Genomic DNA, 19,850 nt, shown 5'->3' on the forward strand with positions numbered 1-19,850 from the left:
AGCGCTCGGATAACCTGCGCCAGCCGGACGCCAACGCCGGCAAGAGACGCCCAGGCGAAAGCCCGATGTGTCCCGTCACGCCCATCGCTATATAAAAAAATAAACAGCGAGCAACCATGAACCTTCTCACCACACGCCTCCCCCTCCTGGCCCTGGCTGCCCTTGGCGCTGTCCTCCCTCCGCAGCCGGCCAACGCCGCCAGCCAGGTCTTCAGCCTGGGCGAACTGCTGATCAGCGCCCCCTCCAGCCAGGCCAGCGACTTCGGCGACCAGGTCGCCTCCTCGGTCGACGCCCGCGACATGCAGCGCTTCGAGCGCCACACCGTCACCGACGCCCTCAACCTGCTGAGCGGCATCAGCACCAGCACCAACGCCCGCAACGAAGGCACCATCAGCCTGCGTGGCTTCGACGCCCGCCAGGTGCCGATCTTCGTCGACGGCATCCCCGTGTACGTCCCCTACGACGGCTACGTCGACCTCGACCGCTTCACCACCAGCGACCTTGCCGCCATCCAGGTCGCCAAAGGCATGAGCTCCACCCTCTACGGCCCGAACACCCTCGGTGGCGCCATCAACCTCATCACCCGCCGCCCCGACAGCGCCTTCGAAGGCGACGTCAGCCTCGGCACTGGCACCGGCGGCCTGCAGCGCAAGAGCGTCAACCTCGGCACCAACCAGGGCAGCTGGTACCTCCAGGCCTCCGCCTCCCAGCACGAAGCCGACTACTACCGGCTCTCCGACGACTTCCACAGCACCGCCCAGGAGAACGGCCACCACCGCGAGAACAGCGATTACGACGACCGCAAGCAGTCCCTGAAGATCGGCCTCACCCCCAACGAAACCGACGAATACGCACTCGGCTACGTCCGCCAGGACGGCCAGAAAGGCCAGCCCCCCAGCACCGACCCCAGCGCCACCCAGCGTTACTGGCGCTGGCCCTACTGGGACAAGGAGAGCTACTACTTCATCGGCAACCACGCCCTCAGCGACTACGAGACCCTGCGCCTGCGCGCCTACGCCGACCACTACACCAACGGCCTCGACGGTTACACCAACGCCACCTACAGCCGCCTCGCCACCAGCGGCAACAACCCCCAGTCACTCTCCAGCACCGGCAGCAGCAACTACGACGACCACGTCATGGGCGGCTCCCTGCAACTGCAGACCGACCGCCTCGACGCCCACCAGATCAAGCTGCAATACGCCTACAAGCAGGACCGCCACGAAGAGGACGACGGCCAGCGCACCACCAAGCGCCTGGAAGACCGGCTCACCTCCGTCGCCGTCGAGGACTACATCCGCCTCGAAGAGCGCTGGCACTTGGCCCTCGGCGCCAGCCGCGACACCCTCACCCCGGTGGACGCCGACACCTACGCCCGGCCCGACACCCAGCACGCCAACAACTGGCAGACCGCCCTGTACTTCGATCCCACGCCGGACCACCGCCTCTACGCCAGCATCGCCCGCAAGAGCCGCCTGCCCACCCTCAAGGACCGCTACTCACTGCGCTTCGGCACCTTCATCGAAAACCCCGGCCTCGCCCCCGAGCACGCCACCCACTACGAGCTCGGCTACCAGGGCCAACCCTGGGCCGGCGCGCACCTGGAGGCCGCCGTCTTCCGCAGCGACATCGACGACCTCATCCAGCGCGTCCGCAACGTCCAGCCCGGCCGCGACCAGATGCAGAACATCAACGAAGCCCGCCACCGCGGCGCCGAACTGAGCCTCAAGCAGCGCATCGGCGAAGGCCTGGAGACCGGCTTCGCCTACACCTATCTCGAACGGCGCAACCTCAGCTCCCGCACCCGCCTCACCGACACCCCGCGCAACAAGCTCAACACCTGGGTCGACTACGCCCCCATCGAGCGCCTGCACCTCATCGCCTTCATCGAGCACGCCGACCAGCGCTGGTCCTCCGACACCGCCCAGGTCTCGCCCTTCACCCGCATCGACCTCAAGGCCAGCCTCGACCTCACCCACGGCGTCAGCGTCGAAGCGGGCGTCAACAACCTCAGCGACGAAGACTACGAACTGTCCGACGGCTACCCCGAGCCCGGCCGGCAGTACTTCACCACCCTGCGCTACGAGTTCTGACCATGGCCCACCGACCGCTCCTGCCCCTCGCCCTCGGCCTGCTGCTCAGCCCAGCCCTGCACGCTGCCGCGTTCGTCCCGGACGACCCGTCCACCTACATCACCGACACCCTGCAGGTCACCGGCGAGGTGCAGCACGCCCTCACCCTCGACGTCGACGCCCTGCGCACGCTCCCCGCCCACGACTACGTCGACGTCGCCAAGGCCTGTGGCGGTGATGTCGCCAACGCCGAGTACAAAGGCTACCGAGGCGCCCTGCTGCGCGACGTGGTGCAACGGACCGCCCTCGCCGGCGATGACCCCAAGGCCTGGAAACGCGCCTACCTCGTCGCCCACGCCAGCGACGCCTACATCGCCCTGTTCAGCTGGAACGAGCTGCTCAACACCTCGGTCGGCGACGGCGTCCTGGTGGTGTACGCCCAGCACGGCCAGCCCCTGCCACCCGAGGTCGGCCACATCGCCCTGGTCTCCGGCTGCGACCGCCACCCCGGCCCGCGCCACGTCAAATGGCTCAAGGCCATCGAACTGAAGACCGTCCCGCTCTGATCCCCGAAGGGCGCTTCTAAAAACGTGGGCGAGGCCGTCAGCGCAAGGCAAAAACAGGCGAAAAAGCGCAGTTTACGTGCGGTAAATGAGCATTTTGATCGGACTCGCGCACGAGCCTGTTTTTAACGTCGCGATGACAACGTAGGTAGTTTTTAGAGGCGCCCAGAAGGGCTCGATGGAGGCCACACCACAGCCACGCCTCCATCCCTTTTCAGGCCGTCCTCGTGACGGCCTCTTTTTGCCTCCCCCGTCAGCGCACCTCCACCGGCTCCGCCCGGGCACGCTTGCGCACATCCAGCACGTACTCCCGCTCGGCCAGCGACGCCCCGAGAAACGCCTTGAGCGTCGGCCCGCGCCGCAGCAAGCGCGGCCCCAGGAAGAACTCCGCCACCTCGTGGAACCACACCCGCCGGCCGATGCGCGTGTACCAGCGCATCGCGTGGCGCACCTCAGCATCCCGGTGGAACAGCACCCGCCACAGCGCCCTCGGCCGCGCCTGCATACCCAGCTCGATCAGCTTGAACCAGAGGAACACCCGCCACGCCGGCACCTGCTGCACCGCCAGCACCTGATGCTTGTAGTCCCAGCGGCGGGTGTCGGTCTGGATCACCTCCCGCGTTTCGGCCAGCGCGTAGAACGGCGTCCAGCGGTGCGGCGTGACGTACAGCAGCTGGATCTGGTCCGGGTCGTAGCGCAGCAGATGGCGGAACGAGCGCCAGTAGTCGCCATCCCGCTCCTCCTGGAACCCCACCACATAGGTCGCCATCGACACGATGCCGTGCTGGCGCAACAGGCGGATCGCCTGCTGGTCCTCCCTGGGCGTCGCCCCCTTGCGGATGGCCTTCAGGGTCGCCTCGTCGTAGCTCTCGATCCCCAGCAGGAAGCGGATCACACCCGCCTGGCGATACAGGTGGAGGATGTCCGCATCCCGCACGATGTCCCCGGCACGGGTGGACCCCACCAGCAGCAACGGCACCTGCTCGGCGATCAACGCTTCGAGGAAGGCCCGCCAGGCCTTGCGTGAACCGGTGGGCAGCTCGTCGGCGAAGTTCACCAGCTCCACCCCCTTCTCCCGGTGCAGCCAGGCCAGCTCGCGGGCCAGCCGTACCGGATCGCGATGGCGCCAGCGCGTCCAGAAGCCCCGCTGCCCGCAGTAATTGCACAGGTGCGGACACCCACGGGAGAACTGCACCACCACCGCCCGCTTGCCCCCCCAGTAGCTGTAGTCCGCGTGGTCGATCAGCTCCCAGCCCACCCGGTAGTCGTCCAGGTTGCGCAGCATCGGCGCATCCGCCGTGGCCTGCGGCACCCCGGCCACCCGCAGGGCGATGCCCGGCACCGCCTCCAGAGGCAGCCCAGCCGCCAGGGCCTGCATCAGCGACAGCGCCGTCTGCTCGCCCTCGCCGCGCACGATCAGGTCGATCGCCTCCACCTCCCGGAGGATCTCGTCCCAGTGATAGGTCGGGTGCACTCCGCCATAGACGATGCGCAGCCCCGGCAGCAGCGCCTTCAGCGCTTGGCAGATTTCCACCACCGTCACATGGGCCGAACTGGAACCGGAGTGCCCCAGCATCACCACCGCCGGCGCCAGGTCCACCACCCGCGCCACGATGGCCGGCAGCGACAGCCCCTCCCGGTCGGCATCCAGCAGGCGCACGGCAAAGCCCGCATCCAGCAACGGGCCGCCCACGCTGAGCAGGCCGAGGGGCGGCAGGTGCTCGCGGGGCATGCGGCTGCCGATGGCGGTATGGGGCGGGTTGAGCAGCAGTACATCCATGGGAACACCCAGCGTCGGAAGAAGATGCAGGTGTTATCGCGCGCGCCTGTGAACGGCGCAGGGAGAGGGTGTGGGCATTGCGTGGCGATTGTGTGGCAGGCCGGACGCAGGGCACGTCCGGCCCGGTGGATCAGGCGAAGACGAAGTACTTGCGCACTGTCTCCACCACCTCCCAGGTGCCCTTCAGGCCGGGCTCGATGACGAACACATCACCGGCCCGCAGGTGCACCGGCGCCTCGCCTTCCGGCGTGATGATGCAGTAGCCATCGAGGAAGTGGCAGTACTCCCACTTCTCGTAGTTCACCTCGAACTTGCCGGGGGTGCAGATCCAAGTGCCCATGATCTTGCTGCCATCGGCCGAGGTGTAGGCGTTCAGGTTCACGGTGTGCGGGTCGCCGCCGATGCGCTTCCACTTGGTGGCGTCGAGCACAGGCGTCGGGCAGGTTTCACGCAGGACAGTGATGAAATCGGACATGAGCACTCCAGGCAGTAGGGAATCGAACGCCCACCCTAGAGCCCCCGCTCCCTGCCGGCTTGTCTGATACCGCCCCCCGCCTGCCCAGAAGCGCAGCCGCCGCCCCCCCCCTCACATCAACCGTGACGGCCTTCCGGCCAGGCGCAGCCTGCGATAGACAGCCCACCACCTCCTCCCACTAGAATTCGCCACGCCCCCGGGAGCCCCCGGCTGGCGCCCCTTCCGAACCTCATCGCCTGCGGAGCCACGACGCAATGCGCGCCCTGTGTAGAAACGCCCTCGCCGTCCTCATGCTCAGTCTCGCGGGGCTCCCGGGCCCCGATGGCCATTCGGCTGCAAGCACCCGGGAACCGGCTCGCGCCGCCCAGCCGGACAGCGCCTCCGCCGGCCACTTCATCCCGGTCTACAAGGCCGCCAAGCAGGACGACAACAAGGCGGAAGCGCGGCAGTGGCGCGAATGGAAGATCCTCGAAGACTTCAGCGAGGCCATGAACGACTACATCCGGATTCCCGACGACATCCAGGTGGTCGCCGAAGAGTGCGAGGAGCCGAACGCCTTCTACCAAGCCAACGTCATTTCTCTGTGCTACGAGCTTGGCGTCAGCGAACGCGAGATGTTCACCCAGGCCGACAACGACGCCGACGAAGTCAACGACGAGCTCTACAAGAGCCTCATGGGCACCCTGTTCCACGAAGCCGGCCATGCCTTCATCGACGTCCTGGAGCTGAAGATCACCGGCAAGGAAGAAGACGTCGCCGACCAGCTCGTGGCCTACATGCTGACCAACGACGAGGTGGGCGAGGACTACCTGATGACCGTTTCCTACGCCTACAGCCTGTCCGCCGAGCAGGCCAGTTCCCTGGACGACCTGCCCTTCTACGACGCCCACTCGCTGGACGCCCAGCGGGCCGTCAACTTCCTCTGCTACATCTACGGCTCCAACCCGGCCAAGTTCCAGTACTTCGTCGACGACGAGCTGCTGCACGAAGACCGCGCCGCCAGCTGCGAGGGCGAGTACCACCAGATGGTGGACGCCTGGGATGCCCTGCTCGAAGGCAAGGTGAAATAGCGCCCATACCGCGTGGCACAGGAGCCGGTCACCGCAACCGGCCCTGGCTCCGCCGTCAGAGGAACATGCCGCCCGAGGCCTCGATCCGCTGGCCGGTGATCCAGCCCGCCTCCTCCGCCAGCAGCAAGGCGACCGCCTGGCCGATGTCGTCCGGCAGGCCGACCCGCCCCAGTGCGGTGTTGGCGGCCACGAAGGCATTCACGTCGGCGTTGTCCCGCACCACCCCGCCGCCGAAATCCGTCTCGATGGCGCCCGGCGCCAGCACGTTCACCCGGATGCCGCGCGGCCCCAGCTCCCGGGCCAGGTAGCGGGTCCAGACCTCCACCCCACCCTTCATCGCCGCGTAGGCGCCATACCCCGGCAGACTGAAGCGGGCCAGGCCGGTGGACAGGTTGAGGATGCGCCCACCGTCGGCAAGCAGCGGCAGCAGGTGCTGGGTGAGGAAGAACGGCCCCTTCAGCTGGATGCCCAGCAACTGATCGAACTGCGCCTCGGTGGTCTCCGCACAGGGGGCATGGATACCGATGCCGGCGTTGTTCACCAGGGCGTAGAGGCGCGCCCCGCCGAAGCGCTGTTCCAGGCATTCGGCCACCTGACGGGCGAAGGCGGGAAAGCCGGACACGGCTCCCACATCCAGCTGCAGCATCTCGGCCCGCCCGCCCAGGCGCGCCACTTCATCCGCCACGGCCCGGGCCTCGTCCTGGCGTGAATGGTAGGTGCCGATCAGGTCGAAGCCCCGGGCGGCCAGCTGCAGGGCGGCGTTGCGGCCCAGGCCGCGGCTGGCACCGGTGATGAGTACGATCTTGCGGGTCATGGCGAAATCCTCGGTTGGATGGAAAGGACTCCAGGCTATTGTTCGTGATTTATCCGATAAACACTGGAAAACCGCACATACTGATCGCCATCTACGAACAGAGAACACCATCATGGACACCCTCGACCTGCTGCGCACCTTCATGCGCGTCACCGAACTGTCGAGCTTCACCCAGGCCAGCGCCAGCCTCGGCCTGCCCCGCTCCAGCGTCTCCGAACAGGTACAGGCACTGGAGCAGCGGCTGGGCGTGCGCCTGCTGCAGCGCACCACCCGCCAGGTCCGCGCCACCCAGGACGGCCTCGCCCTCTACGAACGCAGCCAGTCCCTGCTGGCCCAGGTGGACGACCTCGAAGGCATGTTCCGTGAAGGCCACGGCGCCCTGGCCGGCCGCCTGCGGGTGGACCTGCCCAACCGCATCGCCCGCCAATGGGTGATGCCGCGCCTGGCCGAGTTCCTCCACGGCCACCCGGCCCTCGAACTGGAGCTGAGCTGCACCGACCGCCGCGTCGACCTTGTGCGGGAAGGCTTCGACTGCGTGCTGCGGGTCGGCGAGCTGACGGACCCGAGCCTGATCGCCCGCACCCTCGGCCAATTGCCCCTGGTGAACTGCGCCAGCCCCGCCTACCTCGCCCGCCACGGCACGCCGCAGACAGTGGAAGACCTGGCCCGGCACCACCTGGTGCACTACCAGCCGGTACTGGGCGCGCGGCCGGTCGGCTTCGAATACCAGCAGGACGGACGCCTGGTGCGCCTGCCCATGGGCGGCTGCCTCACGGTGAACAGCACCGACGCCTACGAAGGCGCCTGCCTGGGCGGCCTCGGCATCATCCAGGCCCCGCGCCTGGGCCTGGCCGAGCTGCTGGCCAGCGGCGAACTGGTGGAGGTGCTGCCCCAGCTGAGCGCCCCGCCACTGCCCCTGAACCTGCTCTACGCCCACCGCCTGCAACCCCGGCGGGTGCGCGCCTTCATGGACTGGCTGGACGACCTGCTGGCTCCCCACATCGACAGCCGCGCACACCGTTCACCGGTTTAGGTTGTCGATTCTAGAGCGCCTCCGTGAGTCTCCCGGGCACGGCACACAACCCCAACAACGCCGCGTCACGCCTGATCATCGACGGGGGCCCTGCCCCGGGAGGTTCCATGCGACTGCACTGTTTCCTGCTCGGCTGCGTCTGGACGGACGGCTACGAAACCGAGGTCGGCGCCGAGCCGATGCTCTGCCAGCGTTGCCAACGCTGCGGCAGCCACCGCTACGTCAAACGGGCCGATCCGCCTCATCTGGCGACAGCCGCAGGTGCCGAGCCAGCTCGTCGAACAACGTGACCACCGCCCGCAGCCCCCGGCAGTCGGGCCGTGTCAGCAGCCACAGGGCACTGCCGCAGCCCTCGGCCGGCAGGTCCAGCGGTTGCAGGCGCGCATCCAGCAGGAAGCGCGGCAGCACCGCCACCCCCAGCCCGGCGCGGGCCAGCTCCGCCACCGAAAGCATGCTGTTGCAGCGGTAGGCCGGCACCAGCGCCGGGAAGCGCTGACGGCGCCAGGCCACGCTGGCGTGGTCGGGCAGGAAATCGTCCGGGGCGATCCAGGCCATCTGTTCCGGGTCACTGCCGGCCTGGCTCGCCAGGTAGGCCGGGCTGGCACAGACCACGTAGGGCACCTCACCCAGGCAGCGGCCCACCAGGTGCTGCGGCGGCGAGCGGGTCAGGCGCACGGCAATGTCGGCGTCGCGCCGGCTGAGGTTGGCGAAGTCGTTGGAGGTGGCCAGCTCCAGGCGCAACGCCGGGTAGGCCGGCATGAAGCGCGCCAGCACCGGCAGCACCAGGCCCTGCAGCACCGTGTCCGTGCAGGTCAGCCGCACCGTCCCGCTGAGCACCTCGCGCCCCTGCTCCAGGGCCAGCTGTGCCGCCTCCAGGGCCTGTTCCGCCTGCTCGGCCTGTTCCGCCAGCAGCCGCGCCGCCGCGCCGGGCACATAGCCGCCACGCCCCTTCTGGAATAGCTCGCTGCCCAGGGCCTGCTCCAGCCGACGGATGGAGCGGAACACCGTGGAAACGTCCACCCGCAGCAGTTCGGCGGCCCGCGCCAGGCTGCCGCCGCGCACCAGCGCCAGCACCAGTGCCAGGTCGTCCTGGGCCAGCTTGTATTGCATCGGTGCAATCTTCATCGGTACGAACGCCCATTCTGCGTGCTGAAACGCAAGCATATAGTCCGTCCTGCCTGACACAAGGCCTCTCGACAAGGATCGGACATGATCGGCACCGCCCCCCTGCACATCGCCCTGCTGGGCGAACACGACCCCGCCATCACCGCCCACCGCGCCATCCCCCTGGCCCTGGAGGACGCTGCGGAGCGCCTCGGCATCCGCGTGCGCGCCGAGTGGATCGGCACCCAGGGCCTGGAGCCCCGTCACCTCGCCGGCCATCACGGGCTCTGGTGCGTGCCCGGCAGCCCCTACGCCGACACCGAGGGCGCCCTGCGCGGCATCCGCCATGCGCGGCTCAGCGGGCTGCCATTCCTCGGCACCTGCGGCGGCTTCCAGCACGCGGTGCTGGAACACGCCCGCAACGTGCTCGGCTGGGTGGAAGCGGCCCACGCCGAAACCGACCCAGAGGCCGGCCTGGCGGTGGTCTCGCCGCTCAGCTGCGCCCTGGTGGAATGCATCGAGGCCATCCACCTGACACCCGGCTCGCGGCTCGCCCGCGCCTACGGCAGCGCCATGGCCTTCGAGGGCTACCACTGCCGCTATGGCGTCAACCCGGACCTTCAACCGGCCTTGCTGAGCACCGGGCTCAGCGCCTCCGCACACGGCAGTGACGGCGCCCTGCGCGCGGTGGAACGGGACGACCACCCGTTCTTCGTCGCCACCCTCTTCCAGCCCGAGCGCGCCGCCCTGGCCGAGCGGCCGGCGCCCCTGGTGCAGGCCTTCCTGCGGAGCTGCGCGGCATGAGCGCCGCCACGCCACAGGCACAGCTGCCGGAACCGCCCTACTACGTGGTGATGTTCATCTCGCAACGCACCGAGGGCGACGCCGGCTACGCCGCCATGGCTGATCACATGGTGGAGCGCGCACGGCGGCAGCCGGGTTTCCTCGGGGTGGAGTCGGTGCGGGATGCCCAGGGCCTGGGCATCACCCTGTCCTATTGGCGCAGCGAGGCGGACATCCTCGCCTGGAAGCAGGACGCGCCTCACCGCGACGCCCAGGCCAAGGGGCGCACGCAGTGGTACAGCCGGTTCGAGGTGCGCGTCGCGCGGGTGGAGCGCAGCTACGGCTTCGCGGCGGAAGGCCCGGCCCCGGCGTGATTGCGCTGGTAGGTCTCCGCCCCCATGGCGGATATCTGCCCCTCGATCAGCGCCTCGAACGGGCGCAGCAGCGCCTCGAAGCAGGTGGCGGGCTCCAGCAGCTCCAGCGCGCGGGTGATGGCCTCCAGGGTGGACAACGCACCGGGCCCCGGCGCCTTGCGCAGACGATAGCGGGAGGGCTCGCCCTCGGGCAGCGTCACCCGGGGCAATGTGGCCAGCGCCGGGTTGAGGTGCAGCAGCTTGCGCGCCTTGCGCCAGGTGCCGTCAGGCACCACCAGCAGCAGCGGGCGGGGCGCGTCCACCAGGCCGGCCGGCAGCACCTGGGCCTCCTCGCCGGGGAACAGCAGCCGCGCGTCCACCTCGGGGTCGGCCAGGCGCGCCGGCAGCTCCGCGAACACCTCGCCCACCCACAGCTCCGCCTGCTGCAGCCCGAGGGCAGCGAAGCGCGCGGTATTCAGGGCATGCCCGGCCTCGCTCGGGTGCTGTAACACAAGCACACGGGTGCGGCTGTCCAGCCGGGGGATCAGCGGGCACAGGCACAGGCGTTCGGGGCGTTGGCAACGGGGGCATTGGGGGCGTGACATGGGCGCGGATTCTGCCACAGCCGCAGGCGGGCTCCGAGCCCGGTGAGTGCCGTCCACTGGCACCCTGCGTGTGGAATCAGCGGTTGAAGCGTTCGGCCAGGCTGTGCAGGTACTCGGCCATGTGCTCCAGGTCCTGGCTGATCTGGGCCCCTTCCAGGGCCTGGTTGGTGCTGTTGTCGGAGAGCTGGGCGATGCGGGTGATCTGCCGGCTGATGTCGTCCGCCACCTGGGTCTGCTCCTCGGCAGCGGCGGCCATCTGCTGGCTCATGCCGGTGATGCGCGTCACCGCACTGCTGATCCCCTCCAGCGCCTCGCGCACGGCCTCGACGCTGCCGACGCTGTCCCGGGAGATTTCCTGGCCACGGCTGGCGGTGACCACCGCACGGTCCGCACCGGAACGCAGGGAGGCGATGATCTGGTGAATCTGCTCGGTGGACTGGCGGGTGCGCGAGGCCAGCGAACGCACCTCGTCCGCCACCACCGCGAAGCCCCGGCCCTGCTCGCCGGCCCGTGCCGCCTCGATGGCCGCGTTCAGCGCCAGCAGGTTGGTCTGCTCGGCGATGGAGGTGATCACGTCGGCCACGCTGCCGATGGACTGGGTCGACTCCGCCAACTCGTTCACCGCCTTGCCGATCTCGCTGACCGCATTGGCCATGTGCTCCATCGCCTCCAGGCTCTCGCCGGCCAGGCTGCGGCCCTGCTGAGCCAGACGGTCGGCCTCCTCGGCGGCGTGGGCGGTGTTCTGCACGTTGGTGGAGACTTCCTGGATGGTGGCCGCCATCTCGTTGATGGCCGTGGCGGACTGGTCCGTCTCGCTGCGCTGCTGCTCCAGCAGGTCGGCACTGGAGCTGGCCAGGCGCGACGAATCCATCGCCCGCGTGCGCACGCCGCTGGCGGCATCCTCCAGCCGGGTGAGCGCCGTCTGCAGGCGCGCCTCCTCGCTGATCATCGCCATGTCCAGCAGCGCCTGCTCACCCTTGTTGGTGGAGTAGGTCAACGCCACCAGGCCACTGGTGAAGGCCCTCGGGTGTTCCGCCAGGGTGCGGCGGATGGTCTGGCGCTTGTCGTAGCGCTGGTAAGCGGCAAGGGCAAACATGGTCACGGCCATCAACACCAGCAGCCACGGGCCGGTGACGATGTAATGCCCACCCAGGACGATGGCCGTGGCCAGGATCAGCGGCCAGGAATGGAGGGTGTCGTAGGCCCAGTAGTCGTACCAGGGCACGGGCGACTTGCCCGCCCGCAGCCGCGCATAGAGAGCATCGGCGCGGCGAACCTGGTCACGGGTGGGCACCGAGCGCACCGACTCGTAGCCCACCACCTTGCCCGCCTCGTAGACCGGGGTGACGTAGGCACTGACCCAATAGAAATCACCGTTCTTGGAACGGTTCTTCACCAGCCCCATCCACGGCTTGCCCTGCTTGAGGGTGTCCCACATGTGCGCGAACACCGCCGGCGGCATGTCCGGATGGCGCACAAGGTTGTGGGGTTGGCCGACCAGCTCCTCGCGGGAAAATCCACTGATTTCCACGAAGGCGTCGTTGCAATAGGTGATCTTGCTGCTGAGATCAGTGGTGGAAATCAGGCGCTCGCTAGGAGAAAAAGTGCGTTCTCGTTGCGTCACGGGGAGGTTCTGGCGCATCGGTTGACGTCTCTGGTGGTTGGAACGCGGCGGGCAGATTGGGCCACCCATGAATAACGGTCTAGCACAGTGATGGCGCGCCGCCAGAACCAACGTACGAATCTTTTGACGTGGCTCAACACCCTCCAGGCGAAGAACGAACGAACAGTCAGCGCAGGTTCAACTGGGCCCGCAGCAGGTCACGGAAGGTGACGATCAGGGGCTCCCGCGCCCGCCCGCGACGCAGGATCATCGAGAACGGCGCCTGGTAGCCGAAGGTCGCCGGCGACAGCGCACGCAGGCGCTGCTGGTCCACCCAGGGCTGGGCGTAGTGCTCGGGCAGGTAGCCGATGTAGGCGCCGGAGAGCACCAGGATCAGCTGCGCCTCCATCGACTCCACCGTCGCCGCGCTGTGCTTGAAGCCATGCCGCGCCAGCTCCGCCTGGCTCCAGTAGCCACGGCCGACCATGCGCTGCTGGGTGATGACCTCCGCCGGGATGCGCCGGTCGCTGAACAGCGAATGCCGGTCGCTGCAGTAGAGCCAGTGCTGCTCGCGGTACAGCGGCTGGTAGGCCAGGCCGTTCATGCGCGTGGAAAACGCGCCGATGGCCAGGTCCAGGCGGTTGTCCAGCACCCCCAGCTGCAGGTCGTAGGGGCTCATCACCGACAGGTGCAGGTGCACGCCGGGGTGTTCGCGGCTGTAGGCGCCGATCACCTCCGCCAGGGGCAACGCCGGGTCGCTGACGGTGGAGTCCAGCACCCCCAGGTTGAGCGTCCCCCGCAGCTCCCCCTTCAGCGAGGCCGAGTAGCGCTCGAAGCTCTCCAGCTCGCCCAGCAGGCGCAACGCCTCCTGGTGGAACAGCTCGCCCTTGCTGGTCAGGCTGAAACCGCCCCGCCCCCGGTGGCACAGGGTGATGCCCAGGTGCGCCTCCAGCTGGCTCATGTAGGTGCTGATGGCCGAGGTGGACAGGTTCAGCTCCTGCTGCGCAGCGGCGAAGCCCTGGTGGCGCACCACGGCAGCGAACACGCGCAGCAGCTTGAGGTCGGGAAGGGTGTTGGACATGGAAACTCCATGGGTTTCGAAAGGCTGCACAAATCTGTAGGGGCGAATTCATTCGCCATGCAGGCCAACGGCCTGCCCTCTGCAAGCCCCGGTTGGGGGCGCTTCGCGCCCCCTGGCGAATGAATTCGCCCCTACAGGAGCCCGCCAGATGCGACAGATCGGCGCAGTCTACCCGTTGCGGATAGTTTAGAAATCCTTGAAGTGATTATTTGCCCGTGGGGATTCTTCCCCCGCTGCCCACTCACCAGAATCGCCCCACGACAACCACAACAACCGTGAGGCCACCCCGTGGACAAGAAACTCCACCAGCCCCTGGGCGGCAATGAAATGCCCCGTTTCGGCGGCATCGCCACCATGCTTCGCCTTCCCCACATCCAGACCCCCGCCGAGCTCGACGCCCTCGACGCCGCCTTCGTCGGCGTGCCGCTGGACATCGGCACCTCGCTGCGCTCCGGGACCCGCTTCGGCCCCCGCGAGATCCGCGCCGAGTCGGTGATGATCCGCCCCTACAACATGGCCACCGGCGCCGCCCCGTTCGACTCGCTGAACGTGGCCGACATCGGTGACGTCGCCATCAACACCTTCAACCTGCTGGACGCCGTGCGCATCATCGAGCAGGAATACGACCGCATCCTCGGCCACGGCATCCTGCCGCTGACCCTGGGCGGCGACCACACCATCACCCTGCCGATCCTGCGGGCCATCAAGAAGAAGCACGGCAAGGTGGGCCTGGTGCACATCGACGCCCACGCCGACGTCAACGACCACATGTTCGGCGAGAAGATCGCCCACGGCACCACCTTCCGCCGCGCGGTGGAAGAGGACCTGCTCGATTGCGACCGCGTGGTGCAGATCGGCCTGCGCGCCCAGGGCTACACCGCCGAGGACTTCAACTGGAGCCGCAAGCAGGGCTTCCGCGTGGTGCAGGCCGAAGAGTGCTGGCACAAGTCCCTCGAACCACTGATGGCCGAGGTGCGCGAGAAGGTCGGCGGCGGCCCGGTGTACCTGTCCTTCGACATCGACGGCATCGACCCGGCCTGGGCGCCCGGCACCGGCACCCCGGAGATCGGCGGCCTGACCACCATCCAGGCGATGGAGATCATCCGTGGCTGCCAGGGTCTGGACATCATCGGCTGCGACCTGGTGGAGGTCTCCCCGCCCTACGACACCACCGGCAACACCTCGCTGCTGGCGGCCAACCTGCTGTACGAGATGCTCTGCATCCTGCCCGGCGTGGAGCGTCGCTGACATGGACGCCCGCCGCCAGGTCCTGGAGGCCGCCGATGCCCTGGTGGCGGCCTTCGCCCGCAACGACACCGAGGCCTACTTCGCCGCCTTCAGCGAAGACGCCACCTTCATCTTCCACACCACCCCCGGTGTGCTGGAGAGCCGCGCGGCCTACCGCGCGGTCTGGGACGGCTGGCAGCGCGACGGGCTGCGGGTGCTCGAATGCCGCTCCAGCAACCGCCACCTGAGCCTGCTGGGCCCGGTGGCCATCTTCACCCACGACGTCGCCACCCGCCTGCTGCTGGGCGGCGAGACCGTGGACAGCCTGGAACGGGAGACCATCGTCTTCCGCCAAGAACAAGAAAACGCCCCATGGCTCGCCTGCCATGAACACCTGTCGGCCATGCCGGACCATCTGCCCCCAACCTGACGCGTTCCCCGGGAGATGAACATGCATAACAACAACAATGAACACAGCCTGACGCGCATCGAGACATTCGGGGTCGAACAGATCCCGGACCACGAGCGCAACGCCGGACCGATCGATCTGTTCCGCATGATCTTCGGCGGCGCCAACACCTTCGCCACCGCCGTGCTCGGCAGCTTCCCCGTGCTCTTCGGCCTGTCCTTCCAGGCCGGCGTGTGGGCCATCCTGCTGGGCGTCGTGGTCGGCTCGCTGATCCTCGCGCCGATGGGCCTGTTCGGCCCGCTCAACGGCACCAACAACGCGGTCTCCTCCGGCGCCCACTTCGGCGTCCACGGGCGGATCGTCGGCTCGTTCCTGTCGCTGCTCACCGCCATCGCCTTCTTCTCCCTTTCGGTGTGGAGTTCCGGCGATGCGCTCATCGGTGGCGCCAAGCGCCTGATGGGCCTGCCGGAAACCGACCTGACCCTGGGCCTGGCCTACGGCCTGTTCGCCGTGCTGGTGCTGACGGTGTGCATCTACGGCTTCCGCTTCCTGCTGTGGGTCAACAAGGTCGCGGTGTGGAGCGCCAGCGTGCTGTTCCTGCTGGGCATCTTCGCCTTCGCCGGCCCCTTCGACGCCAGCTACGCCGGCTCCGTGCAACTGGGCAGCCCGGGCTTCTGGGCCGCCTTCATCGGCGCCGCCCTGCTGGCCATGAGCAACCCGGTGTCCTTCGGCGCCTTCCTCGGCGACTGGGCGCGCTACATCCCCCGCGAGGCGAGCAAGGGCCGTATCATGGCGGCGGTGATCGGTGCCCAGCTGGCCACGCTGATCCCGTTCTTCTTCGGCCTGGTCACCGCCACCATCGTCGCCGTCCAGGCGCCGGACTACATCGCCCAGAACAACTACGTCGGCGGCCTGCTGGCCGTCTCGCCGACCTGGTTCTTCCTGCCGGTGTGCCTGATCGCGGTGATCGGCGGCATGTCCACCGGCACCACCTCGCTGTACGGCACCGGCCTGGACATGTCCTCGGTGTTCCCGCGCCTGCTCAACCGCGTGCAGGCCACGGTGATGATCGGGCTGATGTCCATCGCCTTCATCTTCATCGGCCGCTTCGCCTTCAACCTGGTGCAGAGCGTGTCCACCTTCGCCGTACTGATCATCACCTGCACCAGCCCCTGGATGGTGATCATGATCCTCGGCCTGGTGATCCGCCGCGGCTTCTACTGCCCGGACGACCTGCAGGTCTTCACCCGTGGCGAGACCGGCGGCCGCTACTGGTTCCACAACGGCTGGAACTGGCGCGGCATGGGCGCCTGGATCCCCAGCGCGCTGGTGGGCCTGTGCTTCGTCAACCTGCCGGGGCAGTTCGTCGGCCCGCTGGGCGAACTGGCCGGCGGCATCGACGTCAGCCTGCCGGTCACCCTCGGCATGGCCGCCCTGCTCTACCTGGCGCTGCTCAACCTGTTCCCCGAGCCGGCCGAGGTGTACGGTCCGCGCGGCCCGCGCTGGGTGCGCCTGAAACGCAGCGTCGCGCCCCTGCGGGCCGAGGCCGCCTGACCCTGAACCCACCGGGGCCCGGACGGCCCCGATCCTTGCGATGAATGGACCGGCCACGCGGCAGCGCCGCGCGGCTACGCACGTCCCCGGATGCCCGTCCGGACTACAACAATGAGAAAGAGAGAGCTGATCTTATGGCCCTGGATATCTTCGTCGTACTGCTCTACGCCGCCGGCATGCTGGCCCTCGGCTGGTATGGCATGCGTCGCGCCAAGACCCGTGACGACTACCTGGTCGCCGGGCGCAACCTCGGCCCGGGTTTCTACCTCGGCACCATGGCTGCCACCGTGCTCGGCGGCGCCTCCACCATCGGCACCGTGCGCCTGGGCTACGTCCACGGCATCTCCGGCTTCTGGCTCTGCGGCGCCATCGGCCTGGGCATCGTCGGGCTCAGCCTGTTCCTCGCCAAACCGCTGCTGAAGCTGAAGATCTACACCGTCACCCAAGTGCTGGAGCGCCGCTACAACCCGGCCGCCCGCCAGTCCAGCGCGGTGATCATGCTGGTGTACGCGCTGATGATCGGCGCCACCTCCACCATCGCCATCGGCACCGTCATGCAGGTGCTGTTCGGCCTGCCGTTCTGGGTTGCCATCCTCGTCGGCGGCGGTGTGGTGGTGCTCTACTCCACCATCGGCGGCATGTGGTCGCTGACCCTCACCGACATCGTGCAGTTCCTGATCATGACCGTCGGCCTGGTGTTCCTGCTGATGCCCATGTCCATCGCCGACGCCGGCGGCTGGAACGCCCTGGTGGAGAAGCTGCCGGCGCGCTACTTCGATTTCACCGCCATCGGCTGGGACACCATCGTCACCTACTTCCTGATCTACTTCTTCGGCATCTTCATCGGCCAGGACATCTGGCAGCGCGTGTTCACCGCCCGCAGCGAAGGCGTGGCCAAGGTGGCCGGCACCGCCGCCGGCCTCTACTGCGTGCTCTACGGCCTGGCCGGTGCCCTCATCGGCATGGCCGCCAAGGTGCTGCTGCCGGACCTGGAGAACGTCAACAACGCCTTCGCCAGCGTCGTCGAGCACAGCCTGCCCAACGGCATCCGTGGCCTGGTGATCGCCGCCGCCCTGGCCGCGCTGATGTCCACCGCCAGCGCCGGCCTGCTGGCCGCCTCCACCACCATCACCCAGGACCTGCTGCCGCTGCTGCGCGGTGGCCGCACCAGCGGCAACGGCGACGTGCATGAAAACCGTATCGCCACCCTGCTGCTGGGCGTGGTCATGCTCGGCATCGCCCTGGTGGTGAGCGACGTGATCAGCGCCCTGACCGTGGCCTACAACCTGCTGGTGGGCGGCATGCTGGTTCCGCTGATCGGTGCCATCTACTGGAAGCGCGCCACCACCGCCGGCGCCATCGCCAGCATGACCCTGGGCTTCCTCACCGTGCTGGGCTTCATGTTCAAGGACGGCCTGGACGCCAACACCCCGATCTACTACAGCCTGGCGGTCGGCCTGGTGAGCTTCGTGGTCATCAGCCTGGTGACCCGTCGCCCGGCCAGCCACGCCAGCCTGGCCTGATCTTCCCGACTGGTCGCGGCCCACTCCCGTGACCCTTCTGAGCCCGGCAGGCAACCCTGCCGGGCTCGTTTTACACCCAGCCCAACAAGGAACCTGCCATGACCACCTGCGGTGAATTCCTCGTCAAGCAACTGGAAGCCTGGGGCGTCGACACCGTGTTCGGCATCCCCGGCGTGCACACCGTCGAGCTCTACCGTGGCCTGCCCGGCAGTCGCATCCGCCACGTCACCCCGCGCCACGAACAGGGCGCCGGCTTCATGGCCGACGGCTATGCCCGCGTCACCGGCAAGCCCGGCGTGTGCTTCATCATCACCGGCCCGGGCATGACCAACATCCTCACCGCCATGGGCCAGGCCTACGCCGACTCCATCCCCATGCTGGTGATCTCCAGCGTCAACGAGCGCCATCGCCTCGGCCTCGGCAACGGCTACCTGCACGAACTGCCGGAACAGCGCGGCCTGGTGGCCGGCGTCGCCGCCTTCAGCCACACCCTCATGAGCGTCGATGAACTGCCCGCCGTGCTGGCCCGCGCCTTCGCCGTGTTCGACGGCCAGCGTCCGCGCCCGGTGCACATCGAGCTGCCGCTGGACATCATCACCGCCCCCGCCGACCACCTGGAACTGCGCCCCCGCGTGCGCCTGCCGCGTCCTGCCGCGCCCCTGGCGCAGCTGCGCGAGGCCGCCCAGCGCCTGCGCGCAGCCCAACGCCCGCTCCTGCTGCTGGGCGGCGGTTGCGTCGAAGCCCAGGTGGAGGCCCGTGCCCTGGCCACCGCCCTCGACGCCCCCACCGCGCAGACCATCAACGCCAAGGGCCTGCTCCCCGGCGACCACCCGCTGCTGCTGGGCAGCAACCAGTCCCTGGTGCCGGTGCGCCAGCTGGCCGCCGACGCCGACCTGGTGCTGGCCATCGGCACCGAGCTGGGCGAGACCGACTACGACGTGGTGTTCGACGGCGGTTTCCGCATCGGCGGCGAGCTGATCCGCATCGACATCGACGCCCAGCAACTGGTGCGCAACCACGCCCCGGCCATGGCCATCCACTGCGATGCCCGCCAGGCCATGCGCGTGCTGCTGGCCGAGCTGCCGCCACGCCAGGCCGACGCCAACAGCCCCGGCGCCCGTCGCGCCGCCGAAGCCCGCGCACAACTGGCCGAAGGCTTCGCCGGCTGGGAGCACTACCGTCGGTTGTTCGACTGCATCCTCGAGGTGCTGCCCAACGCGCGCTTCGTCGGTGACTCGACCCAGACCGTCTACAGCGGCAACCACCTGGTGGAGCTGGACGGCGCCCGCCGCTGGTTCAACGCCTCCACCGGCTACGGCACCCTCGGCTACGGCCTGCCGGCGGCCATCGGCGCCAAGCTGGCCGAACCGGGTCGCCCGGTGATCAGCCTGATGGGCGACGGCGGCATCCAGTTCACCCTGCCGGAACTGGCCAGCGCCGTCGAAGCGCGGGTCGGGGTCATCGTCCTGCTGTGGAACAACCAGGGCTACGGCGAGATCAAGCGCTACATGGAGCGCCGCGACATCACCCCGCTGGGCGTGGACATCCACACGCCGGACTTCATCGCCATCGCCCGCGGCTTCGGCTGCCAGGCCGAGAAAGCCCGCGACCACGCCCACCTGCAGGAGCTGCTGCGCAACGCCCCGGGGGACCGCCCGCTGATCATCGAAGTGGCCGAAGCCCCGCCCTTCGCCCCGTGAACCCAACCCCGTAGCCCGGGCCAGCGCCCTGCCAGACCGTAGCCCGGACTTCAGTCCGGGACGCTTCAACCCGCAACCCCCGGGCTGAAGCCCGGGCTACG

18 protein-coding genes and 2 pseudogenes are annotated in these 19,850 nt (G+C 68.5%); 12 read left to right on the forward strand and 8 right to left on the reverse strand.

Annotated elements, in window-relative coordinates; all coding sequences use genetic code 11:
* The first annotated feature begins 116 nt into the window (after positions 1-116).
* On the forward strand, positions 117-2,093 hold the full coding sequence (locus PotMrB4_RS18605) for a TonB-dependent receptor plug domain-containing protein (RefSeq protein ID WP_172434173.1): 1,977 nt from the start codon (positions 117-119) through the stop codon (positions 2,091-2,093).
* 2 nt (positions 2,094-2,095) lie between these two features.
* Positions 2,096-2,638, forward strand: a complete 543-nt coding sequence (locus tag PotMrB4_RS18610; RefSeq protein ID WP_172434174.1) for a molybdopterin-dependent oxidoreductase — start codon at positions 2,096-2,098, stop codon at positions 2,636-2,638.
* Positions 2,639-2,888: 250 nt separating this feature from the next.
* Here PotMrB4_RS18610 and bchE read toward each other — a convergent pair whose 3' ends face one another.
* On the reverse strand, positions 2,889-4,415 hold the full coding sequence (gene bchE, locus PotMrB4_RS18615; protein WP_172434175.1) for a magnesium-protoporphyrin IX monomethyl ester anaerobic oxidative cyclase: 1,527 nt from the start codon (positions 4,413-4,415) through the stop codon (positions 2,889-2,891).
* 130 nt (positions 4,416-4,545) lie between these two features.
* A complete protein-coding gene (locus tag PotMrB4_RS18620; RefSeq protein WP_044408357.1) occupies positions 4,546-4,890 on the reverse strand; it encodes a cupin domain-containing protein in 345 nt (114 codons plus the stop codon).
* 254 nt (positions 4,891-5,144) lie between these two features.
* Between PotMrB4_RS18620 and PotMrB4_RS18625 the strand changes: the two genes are divergently transcribed.
* Positions 5,145-5,960: a DUF4344 domain-containing metallopeptidase gene (locus PotMrB4_RS18625; RefSeq protein ID WP_172434176.1), complete on the forward strand. Its 816-nt coding sequence runs from the start codon at positions 5,145-5,147 to the stop codon at positions 5,958-5,960.
* A 55-nt stretch (positions 5,961-6,015) separates the two neighbouring features.
* Here PotMrB4_RS18625 and PotMrB4_RS18630 read toward each other — a convergent pair whose 3' ends face one another.
* The gene (locus tag PotMrB4_RS18630; protein ID WP_172434177.1) at positions 6,016-6,774 is read right to left on the reverse strand and encodes an SDR family NAD(P)-dependent oxidoreductase; all 759 of its coding nucleotides are present in this window, start codon (positions 6,772-6,774) and stop codon (positions 6,016-6,018) included.
* 112 nt (positions 6,775-6,886) lie between these two features.
* On the opposite strand from PotMrB4_RS18630, the gene PotMrB4_RS18635 reads away from it, so the two are divergent.
* Together PotMrB4_RS18635 and PotMrB4_RS28460 are read left to right on the forward strand one after the other, a co-directional pair.
* On the forward strand, positions 6,887-7,807 hold the full coding sequence (locus PotMrB4_RS18635) for a LysR family transcriptional regulator (RefSeq protein WP_172434178.1): 921 nt from the start codon (positions 6,887-6,889) through the stop codon (positions 7,805-7,807).
* Between the two features lie 107 nt (positions 7,808-7,914).
* Positions 7,915-8,097 (forward strand): PSPA7_2676 family Cys-rich small protein, encoded by a 183-nt coding sequence (locus PotMrB4_RS28460; RefSeq protein ID WP_082078258.1) that lies wholly within the window; start codon positions 7,915-7,917, stop codon positions 8,095-8,097.
* On the opposite strand, the gene PotMrB4_RS18640 is transcribed toward PotMrB4_RS28460, so the two are convergent.
* Entirely contained in the window at positions 8,030-8,971 is a 942-nt protein-coding gene (locus PotMrB4_RS18640; RefSeq protein ID WP_172434179.1) for a LysR family transcriptional regulator, read from the reverse strand. The genes PotMrB4_RS28460 and PotMrB4_RS18640 overlap by 68 nt on opposite strands.
* Positions 8,972-9,016: 45 nt before the next feature.
* Here PotMrB4_RS18640 and PotMrB4_RS18645 point away from each other — a divergent pair, with 45 nt between their 5' ends.
* Both PotMrB4_RS18645 and PotMrB4_RS18650 read left to right on the forward strand, forming a co-directional pair.
* Positions 9,017-9,715 (forward strand): CTP synthase C-terminal region-related (seleno)protein, encoded by a 699-nt coding sequence (locus PotMrB4_RS18645; RefSeq protein WP_172434180.1) that lies wholly within the window; start codon positions 9,017-9,019, stop codon positions 9,713-9,715.
* Positions 9,712-10,068: an antibiotic biosynthesis monooxygenase family protein gene (locus PotMrB4_RS18650; protein ID WP_172434181.1), complete on the forward strand. Its 357-nt coding sequence runs from the start codon at positions 9,712-9,714 to the stop codon at positions 10,066-10,068. The genes PotMrB4_RS18645 and PotMrB4_RS18650 overlap by 4 nt, the downstream gene beginning before the upstream one ends.
* Here PotMrB4_RS18650 and PotMrB4_RS18655 read toward each other — a convergent pair.
* The 4 genes and pseudogenes from PotMrB4_RS18655 to PotMrB4_RS18665 all read right to left on the reverse strand — a co-directional run bounded on the left by PotMrB4_RS18655 (position 10,032) and on the right by PotMrB4_RS18665 (position 13,336).
* Positions 10,032-10,652, reverse strand: coding sequence for a tRNA-uridine aminocarboxypropyltransferase (locus tag PotMrB4_RS18655; protein WP_044408377.1), 621 nt, complete (start codon positions 10,650-10,652; stop codon positions 10,032-10,034). The genes PotMrB4_RS18650 and PotMrB4_RS18655 overlap by 37 nt on opposite strands.
* A gap of 76 nt (positions 10,653-10,728) precedes the next feature.
* A pseudogene (locus PotMrB4_RS28545) lies at positions 10,729-11,712 on the reverse strand (methyl-accepting chemotaxis protein); the annotation flags it as partial.
* A gap of 104 nt (positions 11,713-11,816) precedes the next feature.
* Positions 11,817-12,294, reverse strand: a pseudogene (locus tag PotMrB4_RS28550) (PAS domain-containing protein); the annotation flags it as partial.
* 148 nt (positions 12,295-12,442) lie between these two features.
* Positions 12,443-13,336, reverse strand: a complete 894-nt coding sequence (locus PotMrB4_RS18665) for a LysR family transcriptional regulator (RefSeq protein ID WP_044408384.1) — start codon at positions 13,334-13,336, stop codon at positions 12,443-12,445.
* 288 nt (positions 13,337-13,624) lie between these two features.
* Between PotMrB4_RS18665 and speB the strand changes: the two genes are divergently transcribed.
* The 5 genes from speB to PotMrB4_RS18690 all read left to right on the forward strand — a co-directional run bounded on the left by speB (position 13,625) and on the right by PotMrB4_RS18690 (position 19,749).
* Entirely contained in the window at positions 13,625-14,584 is a 960-nt protein-coding gene (gene speB / locus PotMrB4_RS18670; RefSeq protein ID WP_044408387.1) for an agmatinase, read from the forward strand.
* Position 14,585: 1 nt separating this feature from the next.
* Positions 14,586-14,993 carry a nuclear transport factor 2 family protein gene (locus PotMrB4_RS18675; RefSeq protein WP_044408390.1) on the forward strand — a complete coding sequence of 136 codons (408 nt, stop codon included), beginning with the start codon at positions 14,586-14,588 and terminating at the stop codon, positions 14,991-14,993.
* A gap of 21 nt (positions 14,994-15,014) precedes the next feature.
* Positions 15,015-16,526, forward strand: a complete 1,512-nt coding sequence (locus tag PotMrB4_RS18680) for a purine-cytosine permease family protein (RefSeq protein WP_172434182.1) — start codon at positions 15,015-15,017, stop codon at positions 16,524-16,526.
* A gap of 134 nt (positions 16,527-16,660) precedes the next feature.
* On the forward strand, positions 16,661-18,049 hold the full coding sequence (locus PotMrB4_RS18685; RefSeq protein ID WP_074968344.1) for a sodium:solute symporter: 1,389 nt from the start codon (positions 16,661-16,663) through the stop codon (positions 18,047-18,049).
* 98 nt (positions 18,050-18,147) lie between these two features.
* Positions 18,148-19,749, forward strand: a complete 1,602-nt coding sequence (locus PotMrB4_RS18690; protein ID WP_172434183.1) for a 5-guanidino-2-oxopentanoate decarboxylase — start codon at positions 18,148-18,150, stop codon at positions 19,747-19,749.
* The last annotated feature ends 101 nt before the right edge of the window (positions 19,750-19,850 follow it).

The sequence above is a fragment of the Metapseudomonas otitidis genome (assembly GCF_011397855.1).
In the GTDB taxonomy this organism is placed as follows: domain Bacteria; phylum Pseudomonadota; class Gammaproteobacteria; order Pseudomonadales; family Pseudomonadaceae; genus Metapseudomonas; species Metapseudomonas otitidis.

What these genes read in the sequence shown, in the direction of transcription:
- PotMrB4_RS18605 (WP_172434173.1), top strand. Translation starts at nt 117, where the DNA reads ATGAACCTTCTCACCACACGCCTCCCCCTCCTGGCCCTGGCTGCCCTT.
- PotMrB4_RS18610 (WP_172434174.1), top strand. Translation starts at nt 2,096, where the DNA reads ATGGCCCACCGACCGCTCCTGCCCCTCGCCCTCGGCCTGCTGCTCAGC.
- bchE (WP_172434175.1), bottom strand. Translation starts at nt 4,415, where the DNA reads ATGGATGTACTGCTGCTCAACCCGCCCCATACCGCCATCGGCAGCCGC.
- PotMrB4_RS18620 (WP_044408357.1), bottom strand. Translation starts at nt 4,890, where the DNA reads ATGTCCGATTTCATCACTGTCCTGCGTGAAACCTGCCCGACGCCTGTG.
- PotMrB4_RS18625 (WP_172434176.1), top strand. Translation starts at nt 5,145, where the DNA reads ATGCGCGCCCTGTGTAGAAACGCCCTCGCCGTCCTCATGCTCAGTCTC.
- PotMrB4_RS18630 (WP_172434177.1), bottom strand. Translation starts at nt 6,774, where the DNA reads ATGACCCGCAAGATCGTACTCATCACCGGTGCCAGCCGCGGCCTGGGC.
- PotMrB4_RS18635 (WP_172434178.1), top strand. Translation starts at nt 6,887, where the DNA reads ATGGACACCCTCGACCTGCTGCGCACCTTCATGCGCGTCACCGAACTG.
- PotMrB4_RS28460 (WP_082078258.1), top strand. Translation starts at nt 7,915, where the DNA reads ATGCGACTGCACTGTTTCCTGCTCGGCTGCGTCTGGACGGACGGCTAC.
- PotMrB4_RS18640 (WP_172434179.1), bottom strand. Translation starts at nt 8,971, where the DNA reads ATGCTTGCGTTTCAGCACGCAGAATGGGCGTTCGTACCGATGAAGATT.
- PotMrB4_RS18645 (WP_172434180.1), top strand. Translation starts at nt 9,017, where the DNA reads ATGATCGGCACCGCCCCCCTGCACATCGCCCTGCTGGGCGAACACGAC.
- PotMrB4_RS18650 (WP_172434181.1), top strand. Translation starts at nt 9,712, where the DNA reads ATGAGCGCCGCCACGCCACAGGCACAGCTGCCGGAACCGCCCTACTAC.
- PotMrB4_RS18655 (WP_044408377.1), bottom strand. Translation starts at nt 10,652, where the DNA reads ATGTCACGCCCCCAATGCCCCCGTTGCCAACGCCCCGAACGCCTGTGC.
- PotMrB4_RS18665 (WP_044408384.1), bottom strand. Translation starts at nt 13,336, where the DNA reads ATGTCCAACACCCTTCCCGACCTCAAGCTGCTGCGCGTGTTCGCTGCC.
- PotMrB4_RS18675 (WP_044408390.1), top strand. Translation starts at nt 14,586, where the DNA reads ATGGACGCCCGCCGCCAGGTCCTGGAGGCCGCCGATGCCCTGGTGGCG.
- PotMrB4_RS18680 (WP_172434182.1), top strand. Translation starts at nt 15,015, where the DNA reads ATGCATAACAACAACAATGAACACAGCCTGACGCGCATCGAGACATTC.
- PotMrB4_RS18685 (WP_074968344.1), top strand. Translation starts at nt 16,661, where the DNA reads ATGGCCCTGGATATCTTCGTCGTACTGCTCTACGCCGCCGGCATGCTG.
- PotMrB4_RS18690 (WP_172434183.1), top strand. Translation starts at nt 18,148, where the DNA reads ATGACCACCTGCGGTGAATTCCTCGTCAAGCAACTGGAAGCCTGGGGC.